The 25,349-nt window shown below is 66.5% G+C and carries 19 protein-coding genes and 1 pseudogene; 5 read left to right on the top strand and 15 right to left on the bottom strand.

The window, feature by feature from the left end:
- Positions 1-142: 142 nt before the first annotated feature.
- From QNO06_RS07565 to QNO06_RS07545, 5 genes are all read right to left on the bottom strand, one after another.
- Complete coding sequence (locus QNO06_RS07565) at positions 143-460, bottom strand: hypothetical protein (protein WP_227910945.1); 318 nt, start codon at positions 458-460, stop codon at positions 143-145.
- 51 nt (positions 461-511) lie between these two features.
- Positions 512-1,366, bottom strand: a complete 855-nt coding sequence (locus tag QNO06_RS07560; RefSeq protein WP_227910944.1) for an SDR family oxidoreductase — start codon at positions 1,364-1,366, stop codon at positions 512-514.
- 47 nt (positions 1,367-1,413) lie between these two features.
- Positions 1,414-3,387 (bottom strand): 1-deoxy-D-xylulose-5-phosphate synthase, encoded by a 1,974-nt coding sequence (gene dxs / locus QNO06_RS07555; protein ID WP_227910943.1) that lies wholly within the window; start codon positions 3,385-3,387, stop codon positions 1,414-1,416.
- A gap of 175 nt (positions 3,388-3,562) precedes the next feature.
- Entirely contained in the window at positions 3,563-6,388 is a 2,826-nt protein-coding gene (locus QNO06_RS07550) for an aconitate hydratase (RefSeq protein WP_227910942.1), read from the bottom strand.
- Between the two features lie 297 nt (positions 6,389-6,685).
- Positions 6,686-7,975: a class I SAM-dependent RNA methyltransferase gene (locus QNO06_RS07545; protein ID WP_227910941.1), complete on the bottom strand. Its 1,290-nt coding sequence runs from the start codon at positions 7,973-7,975 to the stop codon at positions 6,686-6,688.
- Positions 7,976-8,198: 223 nt separating this feature from the next.
- Here QNO06_RS07545 and QNO06_RS07540 point away from each other — a divergent pair, with 223 nt between their 5' ends.
- Positions 8,199-8,873, top strand: a complete 675-nt coding sequence (locus QNO06_RS07540) for a potassium channel family protein (RefSeq protein WP_227910940.1) — start codon at positions 8,199-8,201, stop codon at positions 8,871-8,873.
- Entirely contained in the window at positions 8,870-9,688 is an 819-nt protein-coding gene (locus QNO06_RS07535; protein WP_227910939.1) for a potassium channel family protein, read from the top strand. The genes QNO06_RS07540 and QNO06_RS07535 overlap by 4 nt, the downstream gene beginning before the upstream one ends.
- Before the next feature lie 14 nt (positions 9,689-9,702).
- Here the strand turns inward: QNO06_RS07535 and QNO06_RS07530 are convergent.
- The 4 genes and pseudogenes from QNO06_RS07530 to dut form a co-directional block, all read right to left on the bottom strand.
- Positions 9,703-10,350 (bottom strand): annotated as a pseudogene (locus QNO06_RS07530) (DUF3159 domain-containing protein); the annotation flags it as partial.
- Positions 10,347-10,688 (bottom strand): single stranded DNA-binding domain-containing protein, encoded by a 342-nt coding sequence (locus QNO06_RS07525; RefSeq protein WP_227910938.1) that lies wholly within the window; start codon positions 10,686-10,688, stop codon positions 10,347-10,349. The pseudogene QNO06_RS07530 and the gene QNO06_RS07525, both read right to left, overlap by 4 nt.
- 2 nt (positions 10,689-10,690) lie before the next feature.
- Positions 10,691-11,416 carry a DUF3710 domain-containing protein gene (locus QNO06_RS07520; RefSeq protein WP_227910937.1) on the bottom strand — a complete coding sequence of 242 codons (726 nt, stop codon included), beginning with the start codon at positions 11,414-11,416 and terminating at the stop codon, positions 10,691-10,693.
- Positions 11,417-11,588: 172 nt separating this feature from the next.
- Positions 11,589-12,101 (bottom strand): dUTP diphosphatase, encoded by a 513-nt coding sequence (dut, locus tag QNO06_RS07515; RefSeq protein ID WP_227910936.1) that lies wholly within the window; start codon positions 12,099-12,101, stop codon positions 11,589-11,591.
- 201 nt (positions 12,102-12,302) lie between these two features.
- On the opposite strand from dut, the gene QNO06_RS07510 reads away from it, so the two are divergent.
- Positions 12,303-12,770, top strand: coding sequence for a DUF3093 domain-containing protein (locus tag QNO06_RS07510; RefSeq protein ID WP_227910935.1), 468 nt, complete (start codon positions 12,303-12,305; stop codon positions 12,768-12,770).
- A gap of 7 nt (positions 12,771-12,777) precedes the next feature.
- Here QNO06_RS07510 and QNO06_RS07505 read toward each other — a convergent pair whose 3' ends face one another.
- Positions 12,778-13,077, bottom strand: a complete 300-nt coding sequence (locus tag QNO06_RS07505) for a DUF4193 domain-containing protein (RefSeq protein WP_227910934.1) — start codon at positions 13,075-13,077, stop codon at positions 12,778-12,780.
- A 314-nt stretch (positions 13,078-13,391) separates the two neighbouring features.
- On the opposite strand from QNO06_RS07505, the gene sepH reads away from it, so the two are divergent.
- Positions 13,392-14,741, top strand: a complete 1,350-nt coding sequence (gene sepH / locus QNO06_RS07500; RefSeq protein WP_227910933.1) for a septation protein SepH — start codon at positions 13,392-13,394, stop codon at positions 14,739-14,741.
- Positions 14,742-14,816: 75 nt separating this feature from the next.
- Here sepH and QNO06_RS07495 read toward each other — a convergent pair whose 3' ends face one another.
- The 4 genes from QNO06_RS07495 to QNO06_RS07480 are packed head-to-tail and all read right to left on the bottom strand — an operon-like array spanning position 14,817 to position 20,310.
- Complete coding sequence (locus QNO06_RS07495) at positions 14,817-15,662, bottom strand: thymidine kinase (RefSeq protein ID WP_227910932.1); 846 nt, start codon at positions 15,660-15,662, stop codon at positions 14,817-14,819.
- Between the two features lie 9 nt (positions 15,663-15,671).
- On the bottom strand, positions 15,672-16,880 hold the full coding sequence (locus QNO06_RS07490) for an alkaline phosphatase family protein (protein WP_227910931.1): 1,209 nt from the start codon (positions 16,878-16,880) through the stop codon (positions 15,672-15,674).
- Positions 16,881-16,887: 7 nt separating this feature from the next.
- Entirely contained in the window at positions 16,888-17,562 is a 675-nt protein-coding gene (locus QNO06_RS07485; protein WP_227910930.1) for a DUF5998 family protein, read from the bottom strand.
- 60 nt (positions 17,563-17,622) lie between these two features.
- Positions 17,623-20,310: a bifunctional acetate--CoA ligase family protein/GNAT family N-acetyltransferase gene (locus tag QNO06_RS07480; protein WP_227910929.1), complete on the bottom strand. Its 2,688-nt coding sequence runs from the start codon at positions 20,308-20,310 to the stop codon at positions 17,623-17,625.
- Positions 20,311-20,381: 71 nt separating this feature from the next.
- Here QNO06_RS07480 and QNO06_RS07475 point away from each other — a divergent pair, with 71 nt between their 5' ends.
- On the top strand, positions 20,382-22,883 hold the full coding sequence (locus tag QNO06_RS07475) for a DNA gyrase/topoisomerase IV subunit A (RefSeq protein ID WP_227910928.1): 2,502 nt from the start codon (positions 20,382-20,384) through the stop codon (positions 22,881-22,883).
- A 114-nt stretch (positions 22,884-22,997) separates the two neighbouring features.
- Here QNO06_RS07475 and QNO06_RS07470 read toward each other — a convergent pair whose 3' ends face one another.
- Positions 22,998-25,343, bottom strand: coding sequence for a heavy metal translocating P-type ATPase (locus tag QNO06_RS07470; RefSeq protein WP_227910927.1), 2,346 nt, complete (start codon positions 25,341-25,343; stop codon positions 22,998-23,000).
- Positions 25,344-25,349 lie beyond the last annotated feature (6 nt).

The following is a 25,349-nucleotide window of genomic DNA, read 5'->3' as shown; positions in this document are numbered from 1 at the left end:
CACGCTATACCCGTCGGCAGGGGGGATATTTCCTCCCCTTCGGGAAAATCCTTACGGTTTGGGAAATCCCTGCCGCTGCGCAGCGGAGGGTTTTCCCAAACCGGCAGCAAGATCCCAATCCGGCAGCAGATTCAGCAGTGTCCTAGGCCGGGAAAATGTCCAGCGGGCTGTTGGGGCTGGGCGCCTTGTCGGTTTCAAGGATGTACTGGATGGGAATGGCTCCCGTGGGCAGCAGGCCGGTATAGACCTGCTCGCTGTGCCGGCGCTCGGCTTCCACGCCTTCCTCACGGACGGCTGCAGAGAATGCCTGCACCGCCAGCGGGGCCAGGCCCTGCTGTTCGCTCCAGATGATGTACATGCCGTACAGATCGGCTACGGGCGTTGCGTCGTCGTCGTCCAGGTCACCCACCGTGCATTCGGCGAGGAAACGGCGTACATCCGGCGTAGATGCTTCGTTCATACCCTCCACCCTATCCGGTGGGCAGGCCCCGGTGCAGCCCTGCAGACGCACCTATCGGCGGGTTTGGAGCAGGTAGTTCTCGAAGCCGAGCGGGGGTGTGCCGGTGAGGTCCAGGACGTCCGTGCTGACGGGAGCCAGTTCCCCGGCAGCAACGGCAGCGTAACTGGAGCTCCAGGCCTCCGCCTGCCACTGCGCTGCGCCGCTTTTGACCCGCGTTGCTACGGCGTCCGAATAGGACTCGTTCTCGAACCGGACGCTGCTGCCCGTGACGGTGCTCAGCACCTGCGCCACGTCCGACATGGTCAGTTCCGCAGGTCCCGTGAGGGTATAGATGCGGTTCCGGTGCTCCCCCGGCGCCAGGAGGATCTTCGCTGCGGTCCGGGCGACGTCCGTACGTGCCACCGGAGCGAAACGCCCGTCCCCCGCAGGACCGCGGATGACGCCGTCGGGCTGGACAAAGGTGGGCAGGATGTCCTGGTACAGGCAATCCCGCAGGAAGGTGTAGGCCACGCCGCGGGACTTGATGTGCTCCTCGGTGGCGTAATGGTCGCGGGCAAGGGTGAACACCGCGTCCGGGGCGGCGCCCATAAAGGACGTGTACACAATGTGCTCCACACCTGCCTCGACGGCGGCGTCCACAAACGTCTGCTGGTCCTCGACCCGGTGCGGACTTTCGGCCGCGGACACCATAAAAAGCGTATGCACGCCCCGCAGCGCACTGACCGCCTGCGCGCGGTCGAGGTAGGACACTGCGAATACCGGTGTATCCGGCAGTTCGGGGAGCCGGGCGGTGCGCCGGGCAAGCAGCCGCTGCCTGGCACCGGTTTCGGCGAGGAGCCGGGCAACGGCACCCCCCAGGGCACCGGTGGCTCCCGTGACGGCGAGGGGTGGAACGTTTTCCGCCATGGCGTCTCTCCCTTATCCCGGCTCCCGGCTTCGGAACCCCTGCTCGGTTACTGGATCTTCGGCACCTGTCCCGTGGGCAGCTCCTGCCCGGGCAGCGGCCGTGCGAACGGCACCTTGGTCCCCAGGACCTGCGCGACGACGTCGTTGGCGATCTGCCGGGCGGTGAGCCCCACCCGCTCCAACACTTCGCTGCGGCTGCCGTGGTCCAGGAACTCCACCGGCAGGCCTACTTCGTTTAGGGCCGTGTCCACGCCGGCCGCCCGCATTTCCTGCCGGATCCGGGAGCCCACGCCCCCGGCGCGGACACCGTCTTCAATCACGATGACGATGCGGTGTTCAGCGGCAATGCTGATGATGGAGCGCGGCACGGGCAATACCCAGCGCGGATCCACCACGGTGGAGCTGATGCCCTGGTCCCCCAGCCGGCCGGCAACGTCCAGGGCGATGTCCGCCATGGCGCCCACGCTGACAATCAGCACGTCATTGGAGCTGTCACCCGCGGGGCGGCGCGCGAGAATGTCCACGCCGTCAGCGGTCCGCTCCACGGCCTCAACGTCGGCACCGACCGTGCCCTTGGAGAACCGCACCACGGACGGAGCATCGGAGATGGCCACGGCTTCGCGCAGCTCCTCCTTCAGCCGGGTGGCGTCGCGCGGAGCAGCTAGGTGCAGGCCCGGCACAATCTGCAGCATGGACATGTCCCACATGCCGTGGTGGCTGGCGCCGTCAGGGCCGGTAACACCGGCGCGGTCCAGCACAATGGTGACGCCGGCCTTGTGCAGGGCAACGTCCATCAACAGCTGGTCGAAGGCCCGGTTCAGGAAGGTCGCGTACAGGGCCACCACCGGGTGCAGACCGCCGAAAGCCATGCCGGCGGCGGAGGTGAGGGCGTGCTGTTCGGCAATACCGACGTCGAATACGCGGTCCGGATGCTTCTCGGCAAAGCGGTGCAGGCCCACCGGGATCAGCATGGCGCCGGTAATGCCCACAACGTCGGTGCGCTCATCGGCAATCCGGGCAATCTCCGTGGCGAAGACCGACGTCCAGGATTCCTTGCCGCCCGGCTCCACCGGATCACCGGTTTCAGGATCAATGATCCCCACGGCGTGGAACTGGTCGGCCTCATGTGCGCGGGCCGGGGCATATCCGCGGCCCTTCTCCGTCATGGCGTGCACAATGACCGGGCCGGCGTAGTTCTTGGCCTTGTTCAGGGCGCGTTCGACGGCGTCGATGTCGTGTCCGTCGATAGGGCCGACGTATTTCATGCCCAGGTCCTCGAAGAGGCCCTGGGGCGTCCACCAGTCCTTGATGCCCTTTTTTGCCGCGTGCAGGCTGCGGTAGGTGAAACGGCCCACCGGACCGCCCTGCTGCAGCCGCTCCCGACACCAGCCGAGGGTGTTTTCGTAGGCGTGGTGGGTGCGGACGGCGTCGATGGTGGGACGCAGGGAGGCGAGGTAGTCGGCCAGGCCGCCGATGGTGGGCGCGTAGGACCGGCCGTTGTCATTGACCACAATCACCACGCGGCGGCGCTGGTCCGCAGCTATGTTGTTCAGGGCCTCCCACGCCATACCGCCGGTCAGGGCGCCGTCGCCCACCATGACCACGGTGTACCGGTCGCCTTCGCCGTTGAGCTGCCGGGCACGGGAAATACCGTCAGCCCAGGACAGCGAGGAGGAAGCGTGGGAGCTTTCCACAATGTCGTGGACCGATTCGGCGCGCGACGGGTATCCGGACAGGCCGTCCTGCTGGCGCAGTGTGGCGAAGTCCTGGCGGCCCGTGAGGATCTTGTGCACGTAGGACTGGTGTCCGGTGTCAAAGACGATGCTGTCCCGCGGCGAATCGAAGACCCGGTGGATGCCCATGGTCAGTTCCACCACACCCAGGTTCGGGCCCAGGTGGCCGCCGGTCTGCGCTACGTTCGTGATCAGGAACGAACGGATCTCTTCAGCAAGCCGCTTCAGCTGTGTCAGCGAAAGCCTGCTGAGGTCCCGAGGATCCCGGATTGTTTCCAGAAGTCCCAACAGGGTGCCTCCCTTGAGTCGGTATCGGCGGCACTGCATCCACCGTCGCAATGGTTAACTCTAACGCGCAGCACGTGCTGCATGGTTCCGTACCAATGCAACAGGGCCCCGGTTCCCTCCTCCGCCCCTGCGGGCGGATCGGGGAATCGGGGCCCTGATGCTGGTGCGTGTACTGCTACTTAGCGGAGATCTGCCGCAGGACGTACTGCAGGATGCCGCCGTTGCGGTAGTAGTCGGCTTCACCCGGGGTATCGATGCGCAGGACCGCATCGAAGGTGATGGCGTCGCCGTTTTCGGGGGTGGCCGTGACCTTTACGGTCTTGGGCGTGGTCCCGTTGTTCAGTTCGGTGACACCCTCAACCGAGAAGGTCTCCGTACCGGTCAGGCCCAGCGACTCGGCATTCACGCCGGCCGGGTACTGCAGCGGAAGGACGCCCATGCCGATGAGGTTGGAGCGGTGGATCCGCTCGTAGCTCTCGGCAACTACGGCCTTGACGCCCAGCAGTGCGGTGCCCTTGGCGGCCCAGTCACGGGAGGAGCCGGAGCCGTATTCCTTGCCGGCCAGGACAACCAGCGGGGTGCCGGCAGCCTGGTAGTTCATCGCGGCATCGTAAACGGCAGCCTGCGGAGCGTCGGCCTGGCTGAAGTCGCGGGTGAAACCGCCTTCAACGCCGTCGAGCAGCTGGTTCTTGATGCGGATGTTGGCGAAGGTGCCGCGGATCATGACTTCGTGGTTGCCTCGGCGCGAGCCGTAGGAGTTGAAGTCCTTGCGGGCTACACCGTGCTCCAGCAGGTACTTGCCCGCCGGAGTGTCGGACTTGAAGGAACCGGCCGGGGAGATGTGGTCGGTGGTGACCGAGTCGCCCAGCTTCAGCAGGACGCGTGCGCCCTCGATGTCGGAGACGGGCTCCGGCTGTGCCTTCATGCCCTCGAAGTACGGAGGCTTCCGGACGTACGTGGACTCAGAATCCCACTCGAAGGTTGCACCTTCGGGGGTGGGCAGGGACTTCCAACGGTCGTCGCCTTCGAAGATGGTGTCGTAGCTGTTGGTGAACATCTCCTTGTTAATGGAGGCGTCGATGATCTCCTGGACCTCGACCGGGTTCGGCCAGATGTCCTTCAGGAAGATGTCGTTGCCGGCTTCGTCCTGGCCCAGCGGGTCATTCTCGAAGTCGAAGTCCATGGTGCCGGCCAGGGCGTAGGCGACTACCAGCGGCGGGGAGGCCAGGTAGTTCATCTTCACGTCCGGGTTGATGCGGCCTTCGAAGTTCCGGTTGCCGGAGAGCACTGCAGTGACGGCGAGGTCGGCTTCCTGGATGGCCGTGGAGATTTCATCTTCCAGCGGGCCGGAGTTGCCGATGCAGGTGGCGCAGCCGTAACCGACAACGAAGAAGCCGAGCTTCTCCAGGTACGGGATCAGGCCGGACTTTTCGTAGTAGTCGGTAACTACCTTGGAACCCGGTGCGATCGAGGTCTTGACCCACGGCTGGGCGGTAAGGCCCTTTTCGACGGCGTTGCGGGCGAGCACTGCTGCTGCCATCATCACCGACGGGTTGGACGTGTTGGTGCAGGACGTGATCGAGGCGATCGACACAGCACCGTGGTCCAGCTCGAAGCTGCGGCCGTCGGCCATGGAGACCTGAACCGCGTTCGTGGAGCGTTCGGCCGGAGCGTCGGCCTTCTCCACCAGGTCATGTTCGTGGTCTTCGATCTGGGTGGCGTTCGCGTTGAACGACGGCGCGTCCGAGGCCGGGAAGGTCTCTTCCAGGGCTTCGTCAACGGTGCCGTTTTCAGCTTCCACCGTCTCGTGGACGTAGTTCTTCAGGTCGTTGCGGAACTGCGTCTTGGCGTTGGTCAGCTCCACGCGGTCCTGCGGACGCTTCGGTCCGGCGATCGAGGACACCACGGTGGACAGGTCCAGCTCGAGGTACTCGGAGTACTTGACCTCGTTGGACGGGTCGTGCCACAGGCCCTGCTCCTTGGCGTAGGCCTCTACGAGGGCTACGTTCTCCTCGGAGCGGCCGGTCAGGCGCAGGTAGTCCAGGGTCACGTCGTCGATCGGGAAGATCGCCGCGGTGGAACCGAACTCGGGGCTCATGTTGCCGATGGTGGCGCGGTTGGCCAGCGGAACGGCTCCAACGCCCTCGCCGTAGAACTCCACGAACTTGCCGACAACACCGTGCTTGCGCAGCATTTCGGTGATGGTCAGCACTACGTCGGTGGCGGTGGCGCCGGCCGGGATTTCCCCAGTCAGCTTGAAGCCGACAACGCGCGGGATGAGCATGGAGACGGGCTGGCCGAGCATGGCTGCCTCTGCCTCGATGCCGCCGACGCCCCAGCCCAGCACGCCCAGGCCGTTGACCATGGTGGTGTGGGAGTCGGTGCCGACGCAGGTGTCCGGGTAGGCGCGCAGGACGCCGTCAACTTCGCGGGTCATGACCGTGCGGGCCAGGTATTCGATATTGACCTGGTGGACAATGCCCATTCCCGGGGGAACAACCTTGAAGTCATCAAACGCAGTCTGGCCCCACCGCAGGAACTGGTACCGCTCGCCGTTGCGCTGGTACTCGATTTCCATGTTGCGCTCGAGGGCGCCGGAGTTGCCGAAGGCATCAATCTGCACGGAGTGGTCAATGACCATTTCCGCGGGTGCCAGCGGGTTCACGCGCTTGGGGTCGCCGCCGAGATCGGCTACGGCCTCGCGCATGGTCGCAAGGTCCACAATGCAGGGGACGCCGGTGAAGTCCTGCATGATCACCCGGGCGGGGGTGAACTGGATTTCGGTGCTGGGCTCTGCTTCCGCGTCCCACTGCGCCAGGGCACGTACGTGGTCAGCAGTGATGTTGGCACCGTCTTCGGTGCGCAGCAGGTTCTCCAGCAGGACCTTGAGGCTGAACGGAAGGCTCTGGGCGCCTTCGACGGAATTCAGCCGGAAAATTTCATATTCGGAACCGTTGACGTCTAGTACGCCTTTGGAACCGAAGCTGTCCACATTAGTCATAACAGGACTCCTCTCGCCACCTTGTTATCTTTGTCCAGCTCACTACTGCCCGCCAGTTAGGTTTCCCTAACCGTTGGATAAAAGGGCCGGCAAGGGAAACCGGTGGTTCATTTCCCTGCCCACAGGCCCCCTGCCGCGGAAATGTTTCCCCCACAATGCGGAAAACTTCCTTTACGGCGCAGGACTGGACAACTGCCTCCCATCCTAGCCTTTACAGGGACGCCCGCAGGAGATATACGCCACGACTCCCCGTGACGGGCTTCGCGCCGGGCCCTGCGGACCCGGCGCGATGGCCGCTCAGGCCTTTCGCAGCACGGCGAAGGACTCCATGTGGTGGGTGTGCGGGTAGAGGTCGAAAACGCGCAGCCGGTCCAGTTCCCAGCCCGCGCTGCGGAAATACCCCAAATCGCGGGAGAACGACGCCGGGTCGCAGGAGACGTAGCCGACCACCCGTGGCGCGGCGGCGTCGATCTGGCTGACAACGGTTTTTCCGGCCCCCGCGCGGGGCGGATCCAGGAGGACGACGTCGAGGTTCCCGGCATCGCGCAGCTCCTTGTCCACGCGGCCCTGGCGGATTTGCACCTGTGGTGCGGCGAAGAGGTTCTTGCGGGCGTCCCGGCTGGTGCCCGGGGAACCCTCAATGGAGAGCACGCTGCCGGCTTCCCCGGCAGCGGCAGCCAGGGGCGCCGTGAACAGCCCGGCACCGGCGTACAGGTCCGCGACTGATTCGCCGGACTGGATCTGCAGGCCGTCCAATACGGCGGTGGCCAGGGTTTCCGGCGCGGAGCGGTGGATCTGCCAGAAACCGGCACCGGTCACCCGGTAGTCGTGCCCCAGGACCGTTTCCTGCACCCAGGTGCGGCCCTTCAAGCGCGTCAGCTCATGGCTTTCCGGGTTCCACGCGGCCACGGACACGCCGTCGGGCAGGTTCTGGGCAATGCGTGCCGGCGTCCGCGGATGGGTTCCCGGTGCGGGGATCAGCAGGACCAGCGGCTGTCCGCCGGCAGCAGGAGCGGCGACTTCCACGCGGTCCATGCCCGTGAAATCCGTCTCCCACAGCTGCAGGGCATTGATGTCCGCGGTGGCCAGCGGCATGGTCTCCACCGGGATCAGCTCATCCGAGCGGTGGGCGTGCATGGCCAGCCGGCCGCTGGGCGCCACCGAGAAACTGACACGGGTACGCCAGCCCAGTCCGTCGGTGCTTTCTTCCAGGGCCGGTTCAACCTCGGGAACCAGGTCGGTGCCGCCGAGCCGGCGCAGCTGCTCGGCGAAAATGTCCGCCTTCAGCTGCCGCTGGACCCCAAGCTCGATGTGGCCGAACTCGGCGCCGCCTACGGGCAGCTTGCCGCGTGACGCAGCACGCAGCGCGTCCGCTTCCTTCCAGAAATGTTCCCTGCGGCCGGCGGCGGGCTCCAGCACCTCAACGACGTCGGCCCGCCAGAACTTGGCGTCCGGACCGGACTCCGTGAGACGCACCCGAACCCGTTCCCCCGGCAGTCCGTGCCGGACAAAAACGACGCGCCCTTCGTGCCGGGCAACAAAGTGGCCGCCGTGGGCCGGAGCACCGATGGTGAGTTCAATGGTCATGGGGGGAGGTTTACTTCCTTGCAGGGGCTAAAACCCCATCTCACCACGAGAGCGGAGCGCTGTGCTATTTGAAGCTGAGACGGGACTAAGCTTGCGTTGAATCAATTTCCGCACGTGTGCGGGCAGGTCACTGCGAACGCACGCCGGAACCACAGACCAAACCGGACCAAACCGAACAAATCCGGACCACACCGGAACCAGACTGAAACCGAGGTAGGGCAAGTTGGCCCATTACGTGATTATGGGGTGCGGGCGCGTGGGCGTCAGCCTGGCCCATACCCTGGATGAGGCCGGCCACTCGGTCGCGATCATCGACCAGGATGAGCGCGCCTTCCGCCGCCTGCGCCAAAGCTTCTCCGGCCGCAAGGTGACCGGCGTCGGCTTCGACCGTGAAACGCTGAAGGCCGCCGGCATCGAGGAGGCCTACGCCTTTGCCGCAGTATCCAGCGGCGACAACTCGAACATCCTGGCCACCCGCGTGGCGCGGGAGACCTTCCACGTGGGCCATGTAGTGGCGCGGATCTACGATCCGGGACGTGCGGAGATCTACCAGCGGCTCGGTATTCCCACGGTTGCCGCCGTGCGCTGGAGCGCGGACCAGGTGCTGCGCCGGATCCTGCCCGAACAGAGCATTAACGGCGATTTCCGGGAGTCCTCGGGCCGGTTGATCCTGGGCGAGCTGTCCCTGCACGAGGGCTGGCTGGGCCGTTCGCTGGGCAGCATCGAAGCTGCCGCCGGTGTGCGGATTGCCTACGTGACCCGGTTCGGTGAAGGGATCCTCCCCCGCCCCGACAGCAGTTACCAGCAGGGCGATGTCCTGCACGCCATGATGTCCGTGGACCGGACGGCCGAAATCAGCAAGGTCCTGTCCAAGGAACCGATCAAGGAGTCCCTGTGAAAGTTGTGATTGCCGGCGCCGGCAGCGTGGGCTCATCCATTGCCAAGGAGCTGCTCGCCCACGGCCATGAAGTACTGCTGATTGATGAGAAGCCCGAGTGCGCCGAGCGCACCGGGCTGCGCGGGGCGCAGTGGCTGATCGGTGATGCCTGCGAGCTCACCACACTGAAGGACGCCCGCCTGGAGGAAGCCGACGTCGTGGTTTCGGCCACCGGCGACGACAAGGTGAACCTGGTGGTTTCCCTGCTGGCCAAGAGCGAATTCGGGGTGGCCCGGACAGTGGGCCGCGTCAACAACCCCAAGAATGACTGGATGTTCGATGATTCCTGGGGAGTGGACGTTGCAGTGAACACACCCCGGCTGATGACCGCCCTGGTGGAAGAGGCAGTGGAGATCGGTGACTTGGTCCGGCTCCTGACCCTGCAGACCGGGGTCTCCTCCATGGTGGAGTTCACTGTCCCCACCGGGTCGCACCTGACCGGGCGCACCCTGGGCTCCATCGACTGGCCGCTGGATTCCACCGTGGTGGCCATCCTGCGCGACGACGCGCCCATCACGCCCAGCAGCGACGACGTCGTGGAACCGGGCGACGAACTTTTCTTCATTACGACCATTGCCGCGGAGGACGAACTGCGGGCCATCCTCTCCCCCGCGGCCCTGACCGGCGCGTCAGCAGCCGGTGCAGCGGACGCGGCTCAGGACTCCGGGTCGGAGGAAGACCCCGATGGGGTCTCCGGCGCGGACGCCGCGGAGTCGGCGGGCACAATGGCCGCAGGACGGGAAACCACCCACGCCAGCCACAGCCCAAGCGCGTAGAGGGGTACGCCCATGGCCAGGCGCATGGTGCCCAGTGCGGCCACGTTGTCGGCAAGGTAGAGCGGCAGCTGGACGGCCAGCCGGAGCGCGAAGACGGACACAATGATCCAGCTGGCCCAGGTGTAGGCCTTCATCCGCACGGGGACGGACCGCCACTCGAGGTTTTCCCCGCGGATGAAACCAAACAGCAGCCCTGCCACCGGCCACTTCACCGCGATGGATACCAGGAACGCCAGGATATAGGCGCCGTTGAGGTAGAAACCGGGTACGAAGTACGTGGCCCCCTCGCCGCTGCGCAACGCCACGAAGGCGCAGATGGCCACCCCTGCCACGCCCGTGAGTGACTGCACCAGCGGGCGGCGCTGGATCAGGTTTGCCACCGAGAACACCGCCGCGGCAGCCACGGCGGCACCGAGAGCCGCGTTCAGCGGCGCGCTCACCGTGTAGAGCAGGGTAAAAAGGAGTCCGGGCACAATAGCTTCGGCCAGGCCGCGCACGCCGCCAACCGACCTCAGCACGTCAATCTGCCCGTCACTGCGGCGCTCAACGCCGGCACGGGCGGCGTACTGGCCAGCCAACTGGTTCAGGTCCGGCTGGTTGTCGGCACGGCCCTGCTGGTTGTCGGCACGGCCCGGCTGACTGTCCGGATCGGGTGTGCTCATGCGTCGGCCTCCGGGCGTCCAATGATTTCGTATCGCGGATTAAAGATCGTGGGCCGGCCGTCGATGACCGAAACCATGCCCTCAAAAGCGAGGTAGGTTCCAGCCTCGATCCCCGGCACCCTGCGCTGCCCCAGCCAGACCAGGCTGACCTTTGGGCGCGGTCCCGCATCGGCGGCGCGGTATTCGGCCGCTAAGTCCTCCAGCACGGCGGTAAACCGCGGAGATTCCGTGGCGGGAACCACGGTGATGGCGGAAACGTAACCGCGGCAGTAGGCGCGCCCGCGTTCCGGCAGCGAGGTGATGCTGATGCAGCGGGTGGAACCGTAAGCAGTTCCCACGCTCAGCCGATCGTCGTGATTTCGGGGCCGCGCTCGGGCGCAGCGGGCTTTCCGGTTCCTGCGTCCGGACGGGGCAGCGGAGACGCATCGCGCGGCAGGCGCAGCTGCAGCAGGTCACGCGGCGGCAGCGGCTGTTCGCCGCGCACCACGACGACGTTCCGGAAGACCTCCTCCAGCGGACCGGCCGCTTCCGGGTTCATGGCGGCCGGACCGCCGAACACGCCGCGGAGGAACCAGCGGGGTCCGTCGACACCCACAAAGCGTGCCACCCGGTACCCCTTGGATCCGTCCTGGGCCTGCGCCGGTACCTTGGCCAGAAGTTCAGTGCCGAAAGTGCCGGACAGTTCATCGACCGTTCCGCCCTGCGAACCCACGGACTTGCCGATCTGGCTGCGGATGTCATCCCACAGAGTCTCGGAACGGGGTGCGGCAAAGGCTTGGAGCTGCAGGCTGGATCCCTCGAGGTCCAGTGTCACGGCAACAACGCGCTGAGTCTTTTCCTCAACCTCGAGGCGCAGCTGCAGGCCCTGGGAGGCAGCAATCCGGAGCGCACCCAAGTCGATGTACCCCTCCTCGGAGGGGCGTTCGCTCAGGTCGTAGGGCCCCGTGCCGCCCGGCTGCCCGGCGTCGCCGGTTCCGGCATCCCCGGTCCCTTCGTCGGCCGTGCCGTTGTCAGCGGCTGTCCCGGCTGGTTCTTCTGCCTTGGTTTTCCTACGGCCAAATGCCATAACCAGGTTCCTTCTCTCTTATCTGCAAGTCTCTTGGGAAATGAAGTCTTTGAAAGCGCCCGTCCGCAGGTTCACCGGCGGAAAGCCGGAGCAGCAGCCGTACGCGTAAAACACCCTGCCGGAACGCCCGCGCTGCACGGGATACGGTTCGGCGGCTGTGCGGCCGCCCGGATCAGGCCGGTACGGCCGTGAACCCGCCCGTGGAGCCGAACCCACCGGTGCCGCGGACGGAGTCCGGCAGCTCGTCCACGGGAACAAAGCGGGCGGTTTCCACGCGCTGGATCACCAGCTGGGCAATCCTGTCGCCGCGGCTCAGGCTAACCGGACGGGCCGGGTCCAGGTTAATCAGGGTCACGGAAATCTCGCCGCGGTAGCCGGCGTCCACCGTTCCCGGTGCGTTCACGATACTGAGCCCGTGCTTGGTGGCCAGGCCGGACCGCGGATGCACAAAGGCTGCGTAGCCGAACGGCAACGCCAGCGCGACGCCGGTGGGCACGAGCAGCCGCTCCCCCGGGGCCAGCGTGAAGTCGATCCTCGAACGAAGGTCCGCGCCGGCGTCGCCCGGATGCGCGTACGACGGCGGTTCCAGCCCGTCGTCGAGCATCTTGATCTGTACTTCCAGGGGTGTCCCTGCTCCTTGCACCAGCTTCTCCGGTTTCACTTCGGCGTACGTGTTTTCTGCCATGTCTACTGGCAGGTGTTCTGGGATGTCTTTTGGGATGTCTTCTGTCTTGCTTTCCACGGCAGCGGGGGCTGCTGCACTGCATGGAGCGGGCCGCCCGGGCCAACGCACTCACTTTAGCGCGTTTTCCTGTACGAACCCCGGGCCGGAGCCACCGGCACGGCGCAGGATGAAATGCCCCGCGAAAGGTGAAAAGCTGGGGGTATGTCATCCCCCGCTGCCAAGACCCCCAACGCCGTGCTCTACTCCGAACGGCTGTTCCCCTCGATTTGGATCTGGCTTATTGCCGCCGGCCTTGCCGCGGCCTGCATCCTGGTGTTTGTCCCCATCAGCCTTTTCGCCGGAATCACCGCCGCCGTCGTCGCTGCAATCATCATGGCGGTGCTGCTCATTGTGTCCACCCCGCTGATCCGGGTAACCCCCGAGACCCTCCAGGTGGGGCGGGCGCAGATTGAGCGCCGCTACATCGGCAAGGTGGAGGCTTTCCGCGGCGAAGACGCCACCCTGCAGCGCGGGCCGGCCCTGAACGCCACCGCCTATATGTGCATCCGCGGCTGGATCTCGCCCGTGGTTCGGATGGAAATCACCGACCCGGCAGACCGGACCCCGTACTGGCTGACCTCCACCCGCCATCCCGAAAAGCTTGTTGCTGCACTCACCGGGGACCGCTGAACCGGTTCTATCCTTCGCAGTCCACGCAGTAGAACATTCCGTTTTTCTCCAAGGCAATCTGTGACCGGTGCCGGACAAGGAAGCAGGAAGCGCAGGTGAACTCGTCAGCCTGCGCAGGCATCACCCGGACCAGCAGTTCCTCACTGGACAGATCGGCGCCGGGAAGCTCGAAGCCTTCGGCTGCTTCCGTCTCATCCTCGTCCACGACGGCCGACTGCGGGTCGGTCCGCCGGGTTTTCAGCTCTTCGATCGACTCCTCGCCGGTGTCCTCTTCGGTCTTGCGCGGGGCGTCATAATCCGTCGCCATAATGTCTTATCTCACCGTCCGGTTGAGTGGTGTTTCGCCGTTGCATGAGCCCGCGCAGGACCGGCTGTCCGGACCCGTGTCAGCGACTCGGAGATATCAACGCCACGGATACCTGTTTTGTGCCCGTAAAGCAGAGATTTTTACCTAACGGGAAGCAAAAAGCGAACCGGCCCCCGCCGGATCTCCCGGCCGCTCCTGCCCGGCACCGCTGCCGGGCGGCCGGAAATGCGCCACACCCGCGCAAAGCTTAGGTTTTCGCCGCCGGGGATGGCATTGTTTCCAGAAGGAATTGCTATCGGGTGGAGGACTTTTTGATGCAGGATCTACGGCTGGTGGGTGTCCATGAAGGTGGCGAACATCTGCTGTTAAGCGGCAAGGGCGGGGAAACCTTCCGTCTCCGAATCGACGAAGCCCTCCGCGTGGCCGCCTCTCGTCCCACGCACCGTTCCGCACCGCAGCCCGATCCCTCCTCGGGATCCGGGCCCAGCATGACCCCGCGGGACATCCAGTCCAGGATCCGGTCCGGCGCCAGCGCCGAAGAAGTGGCGGCACTTTCCGGCCACGACCTGGCCCACATCCGCCGCTACGAAGGCCCGGTCCTCGCAGAACGTGAATACGTGGCCCTGCAGGCACAGGCTGTTGAGGTCGCCGCCCCCATGTCCGCCACGCACGATGGCTACCGCAGCGCCTTCGGCGAGAATCCGGTCAACCTCGGGGACATGGTCCGCCACCGGCTGCGTTCGTTCGGTGTTGATCCCGACTCCGTGGAATGGGACGCCTGGCGCCGTCCGGACGGAACCTGGGACGTGGTGGCCCGCTTTGAGCTGACCGAAAAATCGCGCGTCGCCGTCGGGGAAGAGCCTCCGGCCCGCTGGATCTTCAGTCCCCTGCGCAAGAGCGTCACCAACACCAACCGCTGGGCCCAGGTCCTGAGCGAACTGGAACCCCTGGATACTCCCGTACCCACCCGCAGGCTGGCCGCCGTCGCAGACCGAGTCTTCGATTTTGAAGCCGAGCGCAGTCCGGAGGAACCCTCCGATGACACTGACAGCATCCTCGAAGTGCTGCGTACCCGGCGCGGACAGCGGCTAGGCAGCGACGAAGACGGCGACGACGCCCTGGCGGCGCTGCTGGCCAAAGGCAGTGTTCCTGCCGCGCATCCGCGGGACGGACGCCCGGAGGACGAGGAAGACGCCGGCCGCCGGCCCCGGACCGGGCGGCTGAGCCTTGCGCCTGCCATGGACCCGGCGGACACCGACGACACGGTTGACCCCGTTACGCTTCCCGGCGGTGTCAGCCAAACACGCGAAATCAGTGTGCTGGCCCGCCCCTTCCGCCGCCGCAACGGGCGGGACGAGGACGTCCGCGAAGAAGCCGAGCCAGCTTCCCCGGAGGCTGCTGCCGCTGAAAGCGGGGCGGAGGATTCCGAGCAGGACGCGCCGGAGGAAACTGCAGCTGCCCCGGCCGCCGAGCCGGCGGCCCGCAAAAACGCCGGCCGCGACTTCCCCTGGGACCGGCTGCCCAACGGCGGGCGGGGCCAGCGGGAACCGGAAGCCGGTAAGGATGATGCCAAGGGCGAGGGCACGGAACGCCGTGCCATCAAACCCAAGCGTTCCTCCGTCCCTTCCTGGGACGAGATCGTGTTCGGCACCAAGGGCGACTAGCCCGTTCAGTATCTTCTTTGCACCGCCGGGATCCCATCCCGGCGGTGCTCCCGCTTAACTTCCCCCGCTTGCGCCTCAGGCCAGCCGGTGCCGTCCGGTTTTCAGCTCCACTGAGCACACGTCCGCCGGTGTGTCTCCGCTTTCCGTTGCCGCCGCCTGCTGCGCCGTTACGCGGCGCATATAGTGGCGCCGGCACAGGGTCTCATAGCCCACAGCGGGTTCGGCTGCGGGGGCCGCATGCTCTCCCCCGCCGGCAGCCGAAGCCGCGGCGCCCTGCGGGGAGCCGAGCAGCTCCTCGGCGTCAAACAGCGGCATATCGTCAAACAGTGGTTCGTCCTCAAACAGCGGTTCATCCAGCGGCGCGCCAGCAGCGGGCGCGGCGGCGGTGCGGGACTCGACGTCGCCCACCACCACCTGGTCCCCCTCAGTAACCATCACACCGTCCGCAGTACGGGCGTTATGGGTGGCGCGGCGCCCGCACCAGCACAGTGCCCGGACCTGCAGGACCTCCATCCGGTCCGCCAGTTCCACCAGGCGCTGGGAGCCGGGGAACAACCGGGTCCGGAAATCGGAGGTGATACCGAATGCGAACACGTCAATGTCCATTTCGTCCACGATGTAGGCCAGCTGCTCCACCTGCTCGGCGCTGTAGAACTGTGCCTCATCGCAAATGAGGTAGTCCACGTTGTGCCCGGAATCCCGGCACTGCAGGACCTCCGCCCAGAAATCGGTGCTGTCGCGCACCTCAACGGCCGGGGTCTGCAGGCCCAGCCTGCTGGAAATCATGGATTCCCCCGCCCGGTCGTTGCGGCTGAACAGTATTCCGCCGCGCCCCCGGGCACTGTGGTTGTAGTCCATCTGCAGGGCAAGCGTCGACTTGCCGCAGTCCATGGTGCCCGAGAAAAAGACCAGCTCTGCCATAACTACTTTCTACCCAAGTGCCTTCTGCGGCCGGGACTGCTTGCGGGTGGATGGTTCAGGGGCAGCCAGGATCAGCAGCGGCACTTCGCATTCTGCGCGGGTCAGGGACCCGTGCTGGCCGTTCACCTCCAGCGCCGAGGCGGCCACCCGGCGGGTGTCGTAGAGGGCGATCGGCTCGCGCGCGGCAACCATCAGGTCCCCAATGCGCGGCAGCACGGACTCGTCCACCTCGGGACCGAAATAGCCGGCTCGCACCGCCTCGTCACGCGTGAAGATCCAGGCCCGGGTACCGTACGCGTCCTGCCATGTGGTCTTGAGCCGGTCCAGGGTTCCCTCAGCGGCATCCGGCTCCAGGTAAAGGTGCACCATGCGCGGCTCACCGGCCGTATGGCGGACGCCGTCCACCAGTTCCGGCTGCGCGCTGAAGTCGAAGCGCTGGGAGACCGGGACGTCCACCATGCCGTGGTCTGCGGTCAGCACCACCAGGGTGCCGGCCGGGACGCGGGCCACCAGGCGCTTCAGGGCGCTGTCCAGTTCCTCGAGCTGGTTGCCCCATTCGGAAGACGCAGCACCGTAACGGTGCCCGGCCTTGTCCAGTTCGTTCCAGTACAGGTACATCAGCATCCGGTCGGCGCCGGCAAGGGCGTCGACCGCGGCGGACACCCGGGCATGGACGCCCGTGGCCGGAATGAACGTACCCCCGCGCAGGGCGGCACGCGTCAGCGCGGAATCGGCGAAACGCGGCAGGCTCACCGTGGCCACGGAAACATGCTCGGCGGCCTTTTCCAAAACAGTGGGATACGGCTGCCACTGCAGCGGGTCCACCCCGGCATCCCAGGAGCCGAGCATGTTGACCACTTTGTCCTGCCCGGGATCGAGGACGTCATAACCCACCAGCCCGTGCCGGCCCGGAGGCAGTCCGGTACCGAGGGAGGCGAGGGAAGCCACGGTGGTGGTGGGGAAGGATGCGCTCAGGGTCCGTGCCTTCGGCAGGAAGCCCTTCAGGAAGGGCGCATGTCCACCGCGCTTTTTCAACAGGGACAAACCCAGCCCGTCCACCATCACCACACACACGCGGCGGGCTGCCGGAAGCTTTAGCAGGTTCTCGTAGCCGGGCACTCCCAGCACTGCGGCGGCGCTGGTCAGGACGTCGCCAACCGAACGGGTTCCGTAGGCCGGTGCTGCGGGCAGGGACTCAGGGATTGTGGAAGCTGACACCGCTGGCTTACCGCTGCGGGTGGGCGCGGTTGAAGCGGCCGCCGATACCGGGCATCCGCTGCCGGGAGTCGGCGCCGTCGAACGGGCGCGGCGCGGCGGTGGTGTCGGTATTGACCTTGCGCAGGGCACGGGCGAAGGCCTTGGCGTTCTGCACCGCCTGGGCCCCGTCCGCCTCGGCGCTGACACGCAGGACAATGTCCTCCTGCGCAATGGTGCCGGTGTAGCCGTGGTCGGCCTCGCACTGCGGGTCCGCACATCCCGCAGGTCCCATATCCAGCCGCTGGCCGCCGGACCAGGCTATGGCCAGGGTCATTTCACGGACCGGGTCGGAAGGCTTGTAGTCCTGCGGCTGGGCGTACATGTAACCCAGCACCACGGACCGGATCTGGGTGACCGGTACGGACTCGGTGGAAACCTGGGCCATCATCTGCTCGCCGGCTTCATCCAGCTGCTGGTCATCCACGTGGGTGATTACCAGCATGTCCTCGGTCAGGACCAGCACGGTGATGTGGCGGTGTACCTCGGTGCGCTCAAAGTGCGTTTCCAAGTGGATGAGGTGGGACAGCGGTTCGCGGCCGTCCAGGGCGTCATGGACCACATCGGCCAGGAGCGTCGGGTAGAAACCTGCCCGTTCCATGGAAGCATCAAGGCTGCGGCGTTCAGCGGAAAGTAACGGCGACATGCTTCCAGTTTCCCCCAGACCGCCCCCCAGCGCCTAAATGGCGCGCGGACAGGGGAAAAGTCAGTCCCGCATTGCCCGCCGCGCGCTGTCGGTGCGGCGCTGCGGATTGCCCAGCCGAATGTCGGCGCTGAGCACCGTGATGCCGTCGGCGGAGACCAGCACCGGGTTGATGTCTATCAAGGCAATCTGCGGATGTTCGTCCTTCAGGACCGCCAGCCGGGCAATAAGGTCCTCCAGTGCCGGGGTGTCGGCTTCAGGCAGGCCCTGGTAACCGAAAAGCCTGACGGAGGCGCGCGGTGCACGCACCAGCTCGGCGACGTCGCGGTCCGTCAGCGGCGGCACGCCGTGCGCCCAGTCATCGAGCAGGCCCGTGGCATCCCCGGCCAGGCCGAAGGAGATGACCGGCCCCAGCAGCGGATCCTCAATGGCACGGATCCGGCACCCCTGGCCGCTGGGGGCCATAGACTGGATTTCCATCTCGAAATCCCCGTACCGCTGCAGCGCGCCGCGCATCTGCTCAATGTTGGTCCGCAGTGCCTCGGGGCTGGAAATGTTCAGCCGCACTCCCCCAAGATCCAGGCGGTGGCGCAGATGCCCTTCCCTGGTCTTGACAGCCACGGGCCAGCCCAGCCGGTCCGCGGCGGCCACGGCTTCCTCAGGGGTGGAAAAGTTGACGGACGGCAGCACGGAGATCCCGTAGAACTGCAGCAGCCGGGCGGTATGTTCCTGGTCCAGACGGGTCAGGCGGTCCCCTTCGACCCGGCCCATCAGGGAAGTGATGAAAGCTGCGGCACCCTCGGTGTCCACCCCGGCCGGCTCCACGAAGCTGCCGTGGTCGCGGTTGGCCCACTCGGTGTACCGCACCACGGCCGCCAGTGCGCTGACCGCGGCACCGGGGCTGCTGAAGCACGGCAGACCCTCACCGGGTACGTCGGTATCGGCGGCAAGGATGCCTTCCACATGCGCCCGCGGGTCAACAATTCCGGTGAACGCCGCCACCAGCGGTTTCCCGGTCTCCTGCACGCATTCGGCCAGCACGGCAGCAATGGCATCGGTGGTGAGCCCGGGGGTGGGCAGGATGGCCACAACGCCGGCGTCGACGTCATCGTCGGAAAGGACCCCTATGACGGTCCGGCGCAGCTGCGGCAGGGCCACGCTTCTGCCGGTGTCCAGGGCAAGTTCGGCTTCCAGTGCCGTGATTTCCAGGTCCAGTCCGGTGCACGCGTCGGCCAGCACCCGGCCCAGTGCCACCGAGTTGCTGAAGACGGCCATCCTGCGGCCGCGGGGCAGCGGCTGGCTGACGGCGATCTGCGCCACGTCGATCAGCTGTTCATTGGTGCTGACCCGGATGACGCCGGACTGGCGCAGCATGGCATCCAACGCGCCGGGGGGTGCCTGGGTGGTCCGCACCGCGTGGCCGGGCGGCAGCTGGAGGCCGGTGACATCGGATTTCGCCACGATCACCGGCTTGGTGCGAGCCAGCCGGCGGGCCAGGCGGGAGAACTTACGCGGGTTGCCCACCGACTCCAGGTACATCGCCACCACCTTGGTGTCGGCGTCGTCCTCCCAATACTGCATGGCATCGTTGCCGGACACATCGGCCCGGTTGCCGGCCGAGATGGTGGAGGACAGCCCCAGCGCGCGGCGCTGCGCAGTGGCGTAAAGCAGCACCCCGATGGCCGCGGATTGGCTGAACAACCCCAATCCCCCGCGCCGCGGCAGCGCCGGAGCCATGGACGCGTTCAGTGCTACCTCGGGACGGGTGTTGATCAGGCCCAGCGATGCCGGCCCCACCACCCGCATGCCGTGCGCACGGGCCCGGCGGACAAGGGCGCGCTGCCGGGCCAGGCCTTCCGGCCCCTTGGGCCCGAACCCGGCTGTGACCACAAGCAGCGCCTTGACGCCGGCAGCCGCGCACTCGTCGGCGACCTCCAGGACCTGGTCGTACGGCACTGCGATCACGGCAAGCTGAACCGTTTCCGGAACGTCTGCGATCCGGCTGTAGGAAATCATGCCGGCCAGTTCGAAGGCCTCGGGATTGATGGCATAAACGGAGCCCTTGAAGCCGCCCTCAATGATGTGCTCCAGAAGCTGGTAACCCACCGATCCCCACTCGCGGCTGGCTCCGATAACGGCAATGGACGACGGCGAGAGCAGGTCCGCGACGCTGCGCGCCTCGGCGCGGTGCTCGCGGGCCTCCATCACCGCCAGGGATTTCTCCGTGGGGTCGATGTTGAAGTCCAGGGCAATCACGCCGTCGTCGAAATGCCGGCGCACCTCGTACCCGGCGTCGGCGAAGACACCGATCATCTTGCGGTTCTCCGGCAGCACTTCGGCCGAGAACCGGCGAATGCCGTTTTCCCGCGCGGCGGCGGCAAGGTGCTCCAACAGGATGGAACCCAGGCCGCGGCCCTGGTGGCCGTCGGAGATGTTGAAGGCAACCTCGGCCTCAGTGGGGTCGTCGAGGCGGTCATAACGGCCGATGCCGATAATTTCGTCACCAATGGTGATGACGAACGCCACCCGGTTGCGGTAGTCCACGTTGGTGAAGCGCTCAAGCTCCTTTTTGGTGAGCTTGGCCTTGTAGGTGAAGAACCTAAGATAGATGGAGCTTTGCGACTGCCGCATGTGGAAGGCCTGCAGCGCGTCTGCGTCCGCGGGGGAAACCGGCCGCAGATGGCCGGTACCGCCGTCCCGCAACACGACGTCGGCTTCCCAATATTCGGGGTAATGTCCCTGCTCCACCATAGACTCAGAGTAGTCCCCAACCACCCACCTCCTGCCACCCACCTCCTACCACTGCAAGGATTCGACACAGCATGGCCCGGCGCCAACCCGTCTCCAAGTCCGCACCCGGCGAAGTGATCGCCGAGAACATCATCGATATTGATGTCACCACCGAGATGGAAGGCTCGTTCCTCGAATACGCCTACTCGGTCATCTATTCGCGCGCCCTTCCGGATGCGCGGGACGGGCTGAAGCCCGTCCAGCGCCGCATCCTGTACATGATGTCCGACATGGGGCTGCGCCCGGACCGCGGGCATGTGAAGTCCGCCCGCGTGGTGGGCGAGGTAATGGGCAAGCTGCACCCGCACGGTGACACGGCCATTTACGACGCCATGGTGCGCATGGCGCAGGACTGGGCGCTGCGCCTGCCGCTGATCGACGGGCACGGCAACTTCGGTTCGCTCGACGACGGCCCTGCCGCCGCCCGGTACACCGAGGCCCGGCTGGCGGCCCCCGCGCTGACCATGACGGACCACCTCGATGAAGACGTAGTGGACTTTGTGCCCAACTACGACAACCAGCTGGAACAGCCCGAAGTGCTGCCCGCCGCCTTCCCGAACCTGCTGGTTAACGGCGCCACGGGCATTGCCGTGGGCATGGCCACCAATATGGCCCCGCACAACCTGGGCGAAGTCATTGCCGCCACCCGTCACCTGATCGCCAATCCCGATGCCGGGCTGGATGAACTGATGCGGTTCATTCCCGGCCCCGACCTGCCCTCCGGCGGACGGATCGTGGGCTTGGAGGGCATCCGGGATGCCTACGCCACGGGCCGCGGATCCTTCAAGACCCGCGCCAAGGTCGAAGTGGAACAGCTGACCGCCCGCCGCACCGGCCTGGTGGTGACGGAACTGCCGTACATGGTGGGCCCGGAAAAGGTCATCGAAAAAATCAAGGACGCCGTCACGTCCAAGAAGCTGCAGGGCATTTCCGACATTGTGGACCTGACGGACCGCAGCCACGGGCTGCGGCTGGTGATCGAGCTGAAAAACGGGTTCAATCCCAATGCCGTGCTGGCGCAGCTGTACAAGTTCACGCCCATGGAGGATTCCTTCGGCATCAACAACGTGACCCTGGTGGACGGCCAGCCGCGCACCCTGGGCCTGGTGGAGCTGCTGCAGGTGTACGTGGCCCACCGCATCGGCGTGGTCCGCCGCCGGACCGCTTACCGGCTGGGCCGGAAGAAGGACCGGCTGCACCTGGTCGAGGGCCTGCTGATCGCCATTGTGGACATTGACGAAGTCATCCAGATCATCCGGTCCTCGGATGAGACCGCTCAGGCCCGCCAGCGGCTGATGGCCGTGTACGACCTGACGGAGATCCAGGCCAACCACATCCTGGAACTGCGGCTGCGCCAGCTGACCAAGTACTCCCGCATTGAGTTGGAGAAGGAACAGGACGAGCTGCGCAAGGCCATCGAGGAGCTGGAAGCCATCCTGGGCTCTGAAGAGCTCCTGCGTTCCCTGGTCTCGGACGAGCTGGGCGAGGTAGCGGCCAAGTACGCCACGCCGCGGCGCACCGTGCTGCTGGAATCCGAGGCTGCCTCCCCGCTGAAGGGCGCCGCCGTCGCCGCCGCTGCTGCAGGCGCCACCGGCAAGGGGGCCAAAGCCGTCCTGCCGCTGGAAATCCCGGACGACCCCTGCTGGGCCATCCTCTCCACCTCGGGCCAGGTGGCCCGCACCTCGGACCAGGACCCGCTGGCTGAAAGCGGCCAGCGGGTGCGCCACGACGTCTTCCGCTCCGTGGTGAAGACCACGGCGCGCGGCGAGATAGGCGCGCTGACCTCCAGCGGCCGGATGATCCGCGTGCAGGTGCTGGATTTGCCGGCCCTGCCCTCCACCGCCGGGCTGCCGAACCTGGCCGGCGGGGTTCCCGCGAAGGAGTTCATGACCCTGGCCAAGGGCGAGAAACTGGTTGGCCTGGTGCCGCTGAATGAAGTAGTGGCACTGGGCACCCGCAACGGCGTGGTGAAGCGCGTGAACCCGGATTACCCGTTGAACCGGGACGATTGGGAAGCCGTCACGCTCAAGCCGAAGGACGAGGTGGTAGGTGCTGCGGTGGCCGCGAACGAGACCGATGAACTGGTCTTCATCACCCGTTCGGCGCAGCTGCTGCACTTCCCGGCGTCCGCCGTCCGTGCCCAGGGCCGCACGGCCGGCGGCGTGGCCGGCATCAAGCTGGCAGCCGACGACGCCGTGGTGTACTTCGGAGTGGTGGCCGCGGATGATCCCGATGCGGTAGTGGTGACGGTGTCCACCGCCGCCGAAACCCTGCCGGGCACACCCGGCGGCTCCGTCAAGGTGACGCCGTTCGAGGAATTCCCCGCCAAGGGCCGCGCTACTGCCGGTGTCCGGGCGCACCGTTTCCTGAAGGGCGAAGACGCTCTGGTGGTGGCCTGGGCCGGGCACGGACCAGCCAAGGCAGCTGCTGCCAACGGCGTAGCCCGGGCGCTGCCCACCGAGCACGGGCGCCGGGACGGGTCCGGGGTGCCGCTGGCCAATGCAGTGGACGCCGTCGGCCCCAGCCAAGGCTAGCCCCGGCACACAAGGCACCGCCACACCAAGCACAGCCACACAAGCACCGCGCAAACCAAGCGGCAGGCATGGTCCGTTGGACCATGCCTGCCGCTTTTTTCTGTGCCGTGCAGCCTACTGGGCGTGCTGTTTGCCGAAGCTGCGCAGCCGCAGCGAGTTACCCACCACCAGCACCGAACTGGCGGCCATCGCTGCTCCGGCAATCATCGGGTTCAACAGCCCGAAAGCCGCTACCGGGATGCCCACAGCGTTATAGAAGAAGGCCCAGAACAGGTTGGTCTTGATGGTCGCCAGCGTACGCCGGGACAGCTCGATGGCGGTGGCCACCTGGCCCAGGTCGCTGCCCATCACGGTCAGGTCCGCCGCTTCCATGGCAACGTCGGTGCCCGTGCCCATGGCAATGCCGAGGTCGGCCTGCGCCAGCGCCGCGGCGTCGTTCACGCCGTCGCCGGCCATGGCCACGGTACGTCCCTGGTCCTGGAACCGCCGGACTGCCTCCACCTTGCCTTCCGGGCGGACGTCCGCGAGGACGTCTTCCGCCGGAATGCCGACCTGTTCCGCCACGTGGGCCGCCACCACGGCGTTGTCACCGGTCAGCAGCACCGGACGCAGGCCCAGGCTGCGGAACCTGGCAATGGCAGCCGCCGAGCCGTCCTTCAGGGTGTCCTGCAGCGAGATGATGCCGGCCGCGTGCCCGTCCACCGCCACCAGCACCGCCGTCGAACCGGCAGCCTGCTCCTGGCGCAGTGCCGCATACGCGCCGTCGGGCAGGTCGACGCCGTTCTCATCCAGCCAGGCCGGACGTCCGGCAACAACGCTGCGGCCGTCAGCGGTGCCGCGCACCCCTCCGCCGGGAGCCGAATCGAATCCGGCGACGGAGACGGTGCCCGGGCCGGAGCGGGCGGAGGCCGCGATGGCCCGGGCAATGGGATGCTCCCCGGCATCTTCCACCGAGCCGGCCAGGCGCAGCAGCCCGTCCTGCGTCAGGTCCGCGGGGGCACTGTCCAGGAGCCGGACCCGTGCCACGGACAGCTTGCCGGTGGTGATGGTTCCGGTCTTGTCCAGCACGATGGTGTCCACGGTGCGGGTGTCTTCCAGCACCTGCGGGCCCTTGATGAGGATGCCCAGCTGGGCACCCCGCCCGGTACCGGTCAGCAGGCCCACGGGTGTGGCCAGCCCCAGGGCACAGGGGCATGCAATAACGAGCACGGCAACCGCAGCCACGAACGCTGCCTGCAGGTCACCGGCGAAGAACAGCCAGAGCAGGAAGGTCAGCACCGCAATGCCCAGCACCACCGGCACAAAAACTGCACTGATCCGGTCAGCGAGCCGCGCAATGGGCGCCTTGCCGGACTGGGCATCGCTGACCAGGCGGCCCATCTGCGCCAATGTGGTTTCGCTGCCCACACGGGTGGCCCGGACCAGCAGCCGGCCCGAAGTATTAATGGTCGCCCCGGTAACGGGGCTGTCCACGTCCACTTCCACCGGCAGGGATTCGCCGGTGATCAGGGACGCATCAACGGCGGAACGGCCGTCCACCACGACACCGTCGGCCGGGATTTTCTCCCCGGGCCGGACTACGGCAATGTCGCCCACGGCAAGCTGGTCCGCCGGGATCCGGATTTCCTCTCCGCCGCGCAGCACGGTCGCGTCCTTGGCACCTAGGCTCAGGAGCGATTTCAATGCGTCCGATGCCTTGGTCTTGGCGTTGGCCTCCAGGTAGCGGCCCAGCAGCAGGAAGGTCACCACCACCGACGCCACTTCGAAGTACAGGTGCGGGTCCGCGCCCATGCCCGGGTCTGCGGTCAGCCCCGGATCGGCCAGCAGCTCGCCCACCGAGAACAGATACGAGGCCGCGACGCCGATCGCCACGAGGGTATCCATGGTGGACGCCAGGTGCCTGGCGTTGATGGCCGCGGCCCGGTGGAAGGGCCACGCGGACCACGTCACCACAGGCAGGGCCAGCAGTGCGGCCACCCAGCCCCAGTTGGGGAAGGCCAGGGCCGGAACCATGGAAATCAGCAGGATCGGCACGCTGAGGACGGCGGCGGCAATCAGCCGCGGACGCAGCTGTGCTGCGGTCCCGCCGTGGGACATATGGTCCTCGCCTGAGCCGCCGTGGGCCAGATGGTCCTCGCCTGCGTGGCTGCCGTGGGCCAGATGGTCCTCGCCTGCGTGGCTGCCCTCCGCATGCGCACCATGCGCGGCGGAGTTGCCGGCCCGGGTCTTCAACCGTGCCTGGTAACCGGCAGAGTTCACCGCGTCGAGGATCTGCTGGTCCGTCACTGAAGCCGGTGCCGTTACGCGCGCGCTTTCCAGCGGCAGGTTAACCGATGCTTCCACGCCTTCGATCTTGCCGAGCTTGCGTTCCACCCGTGCCACGCAGGAGGCGCACGTCATGCCCTGGATATCGAGCTCAACGGCCCTGGCGTTGTTGTTCACCAGTTCCTGGGTGTCCATGGTTCT

Source organism: Arthrobacter sp. zg-Y20 (assembly GCF_030142075.1).
In the GTDB taxonomy this organism is placed as follows: Bacteria; Actinomycetota; Actinomycetes; order Actinomycetales; family Micrococcaceae; genus Arthrobacter_B.
Note: the sequence above shows the minus strand (reverse complement) of the source record. Positions and strands in the feature narration are given on the sequence as shown.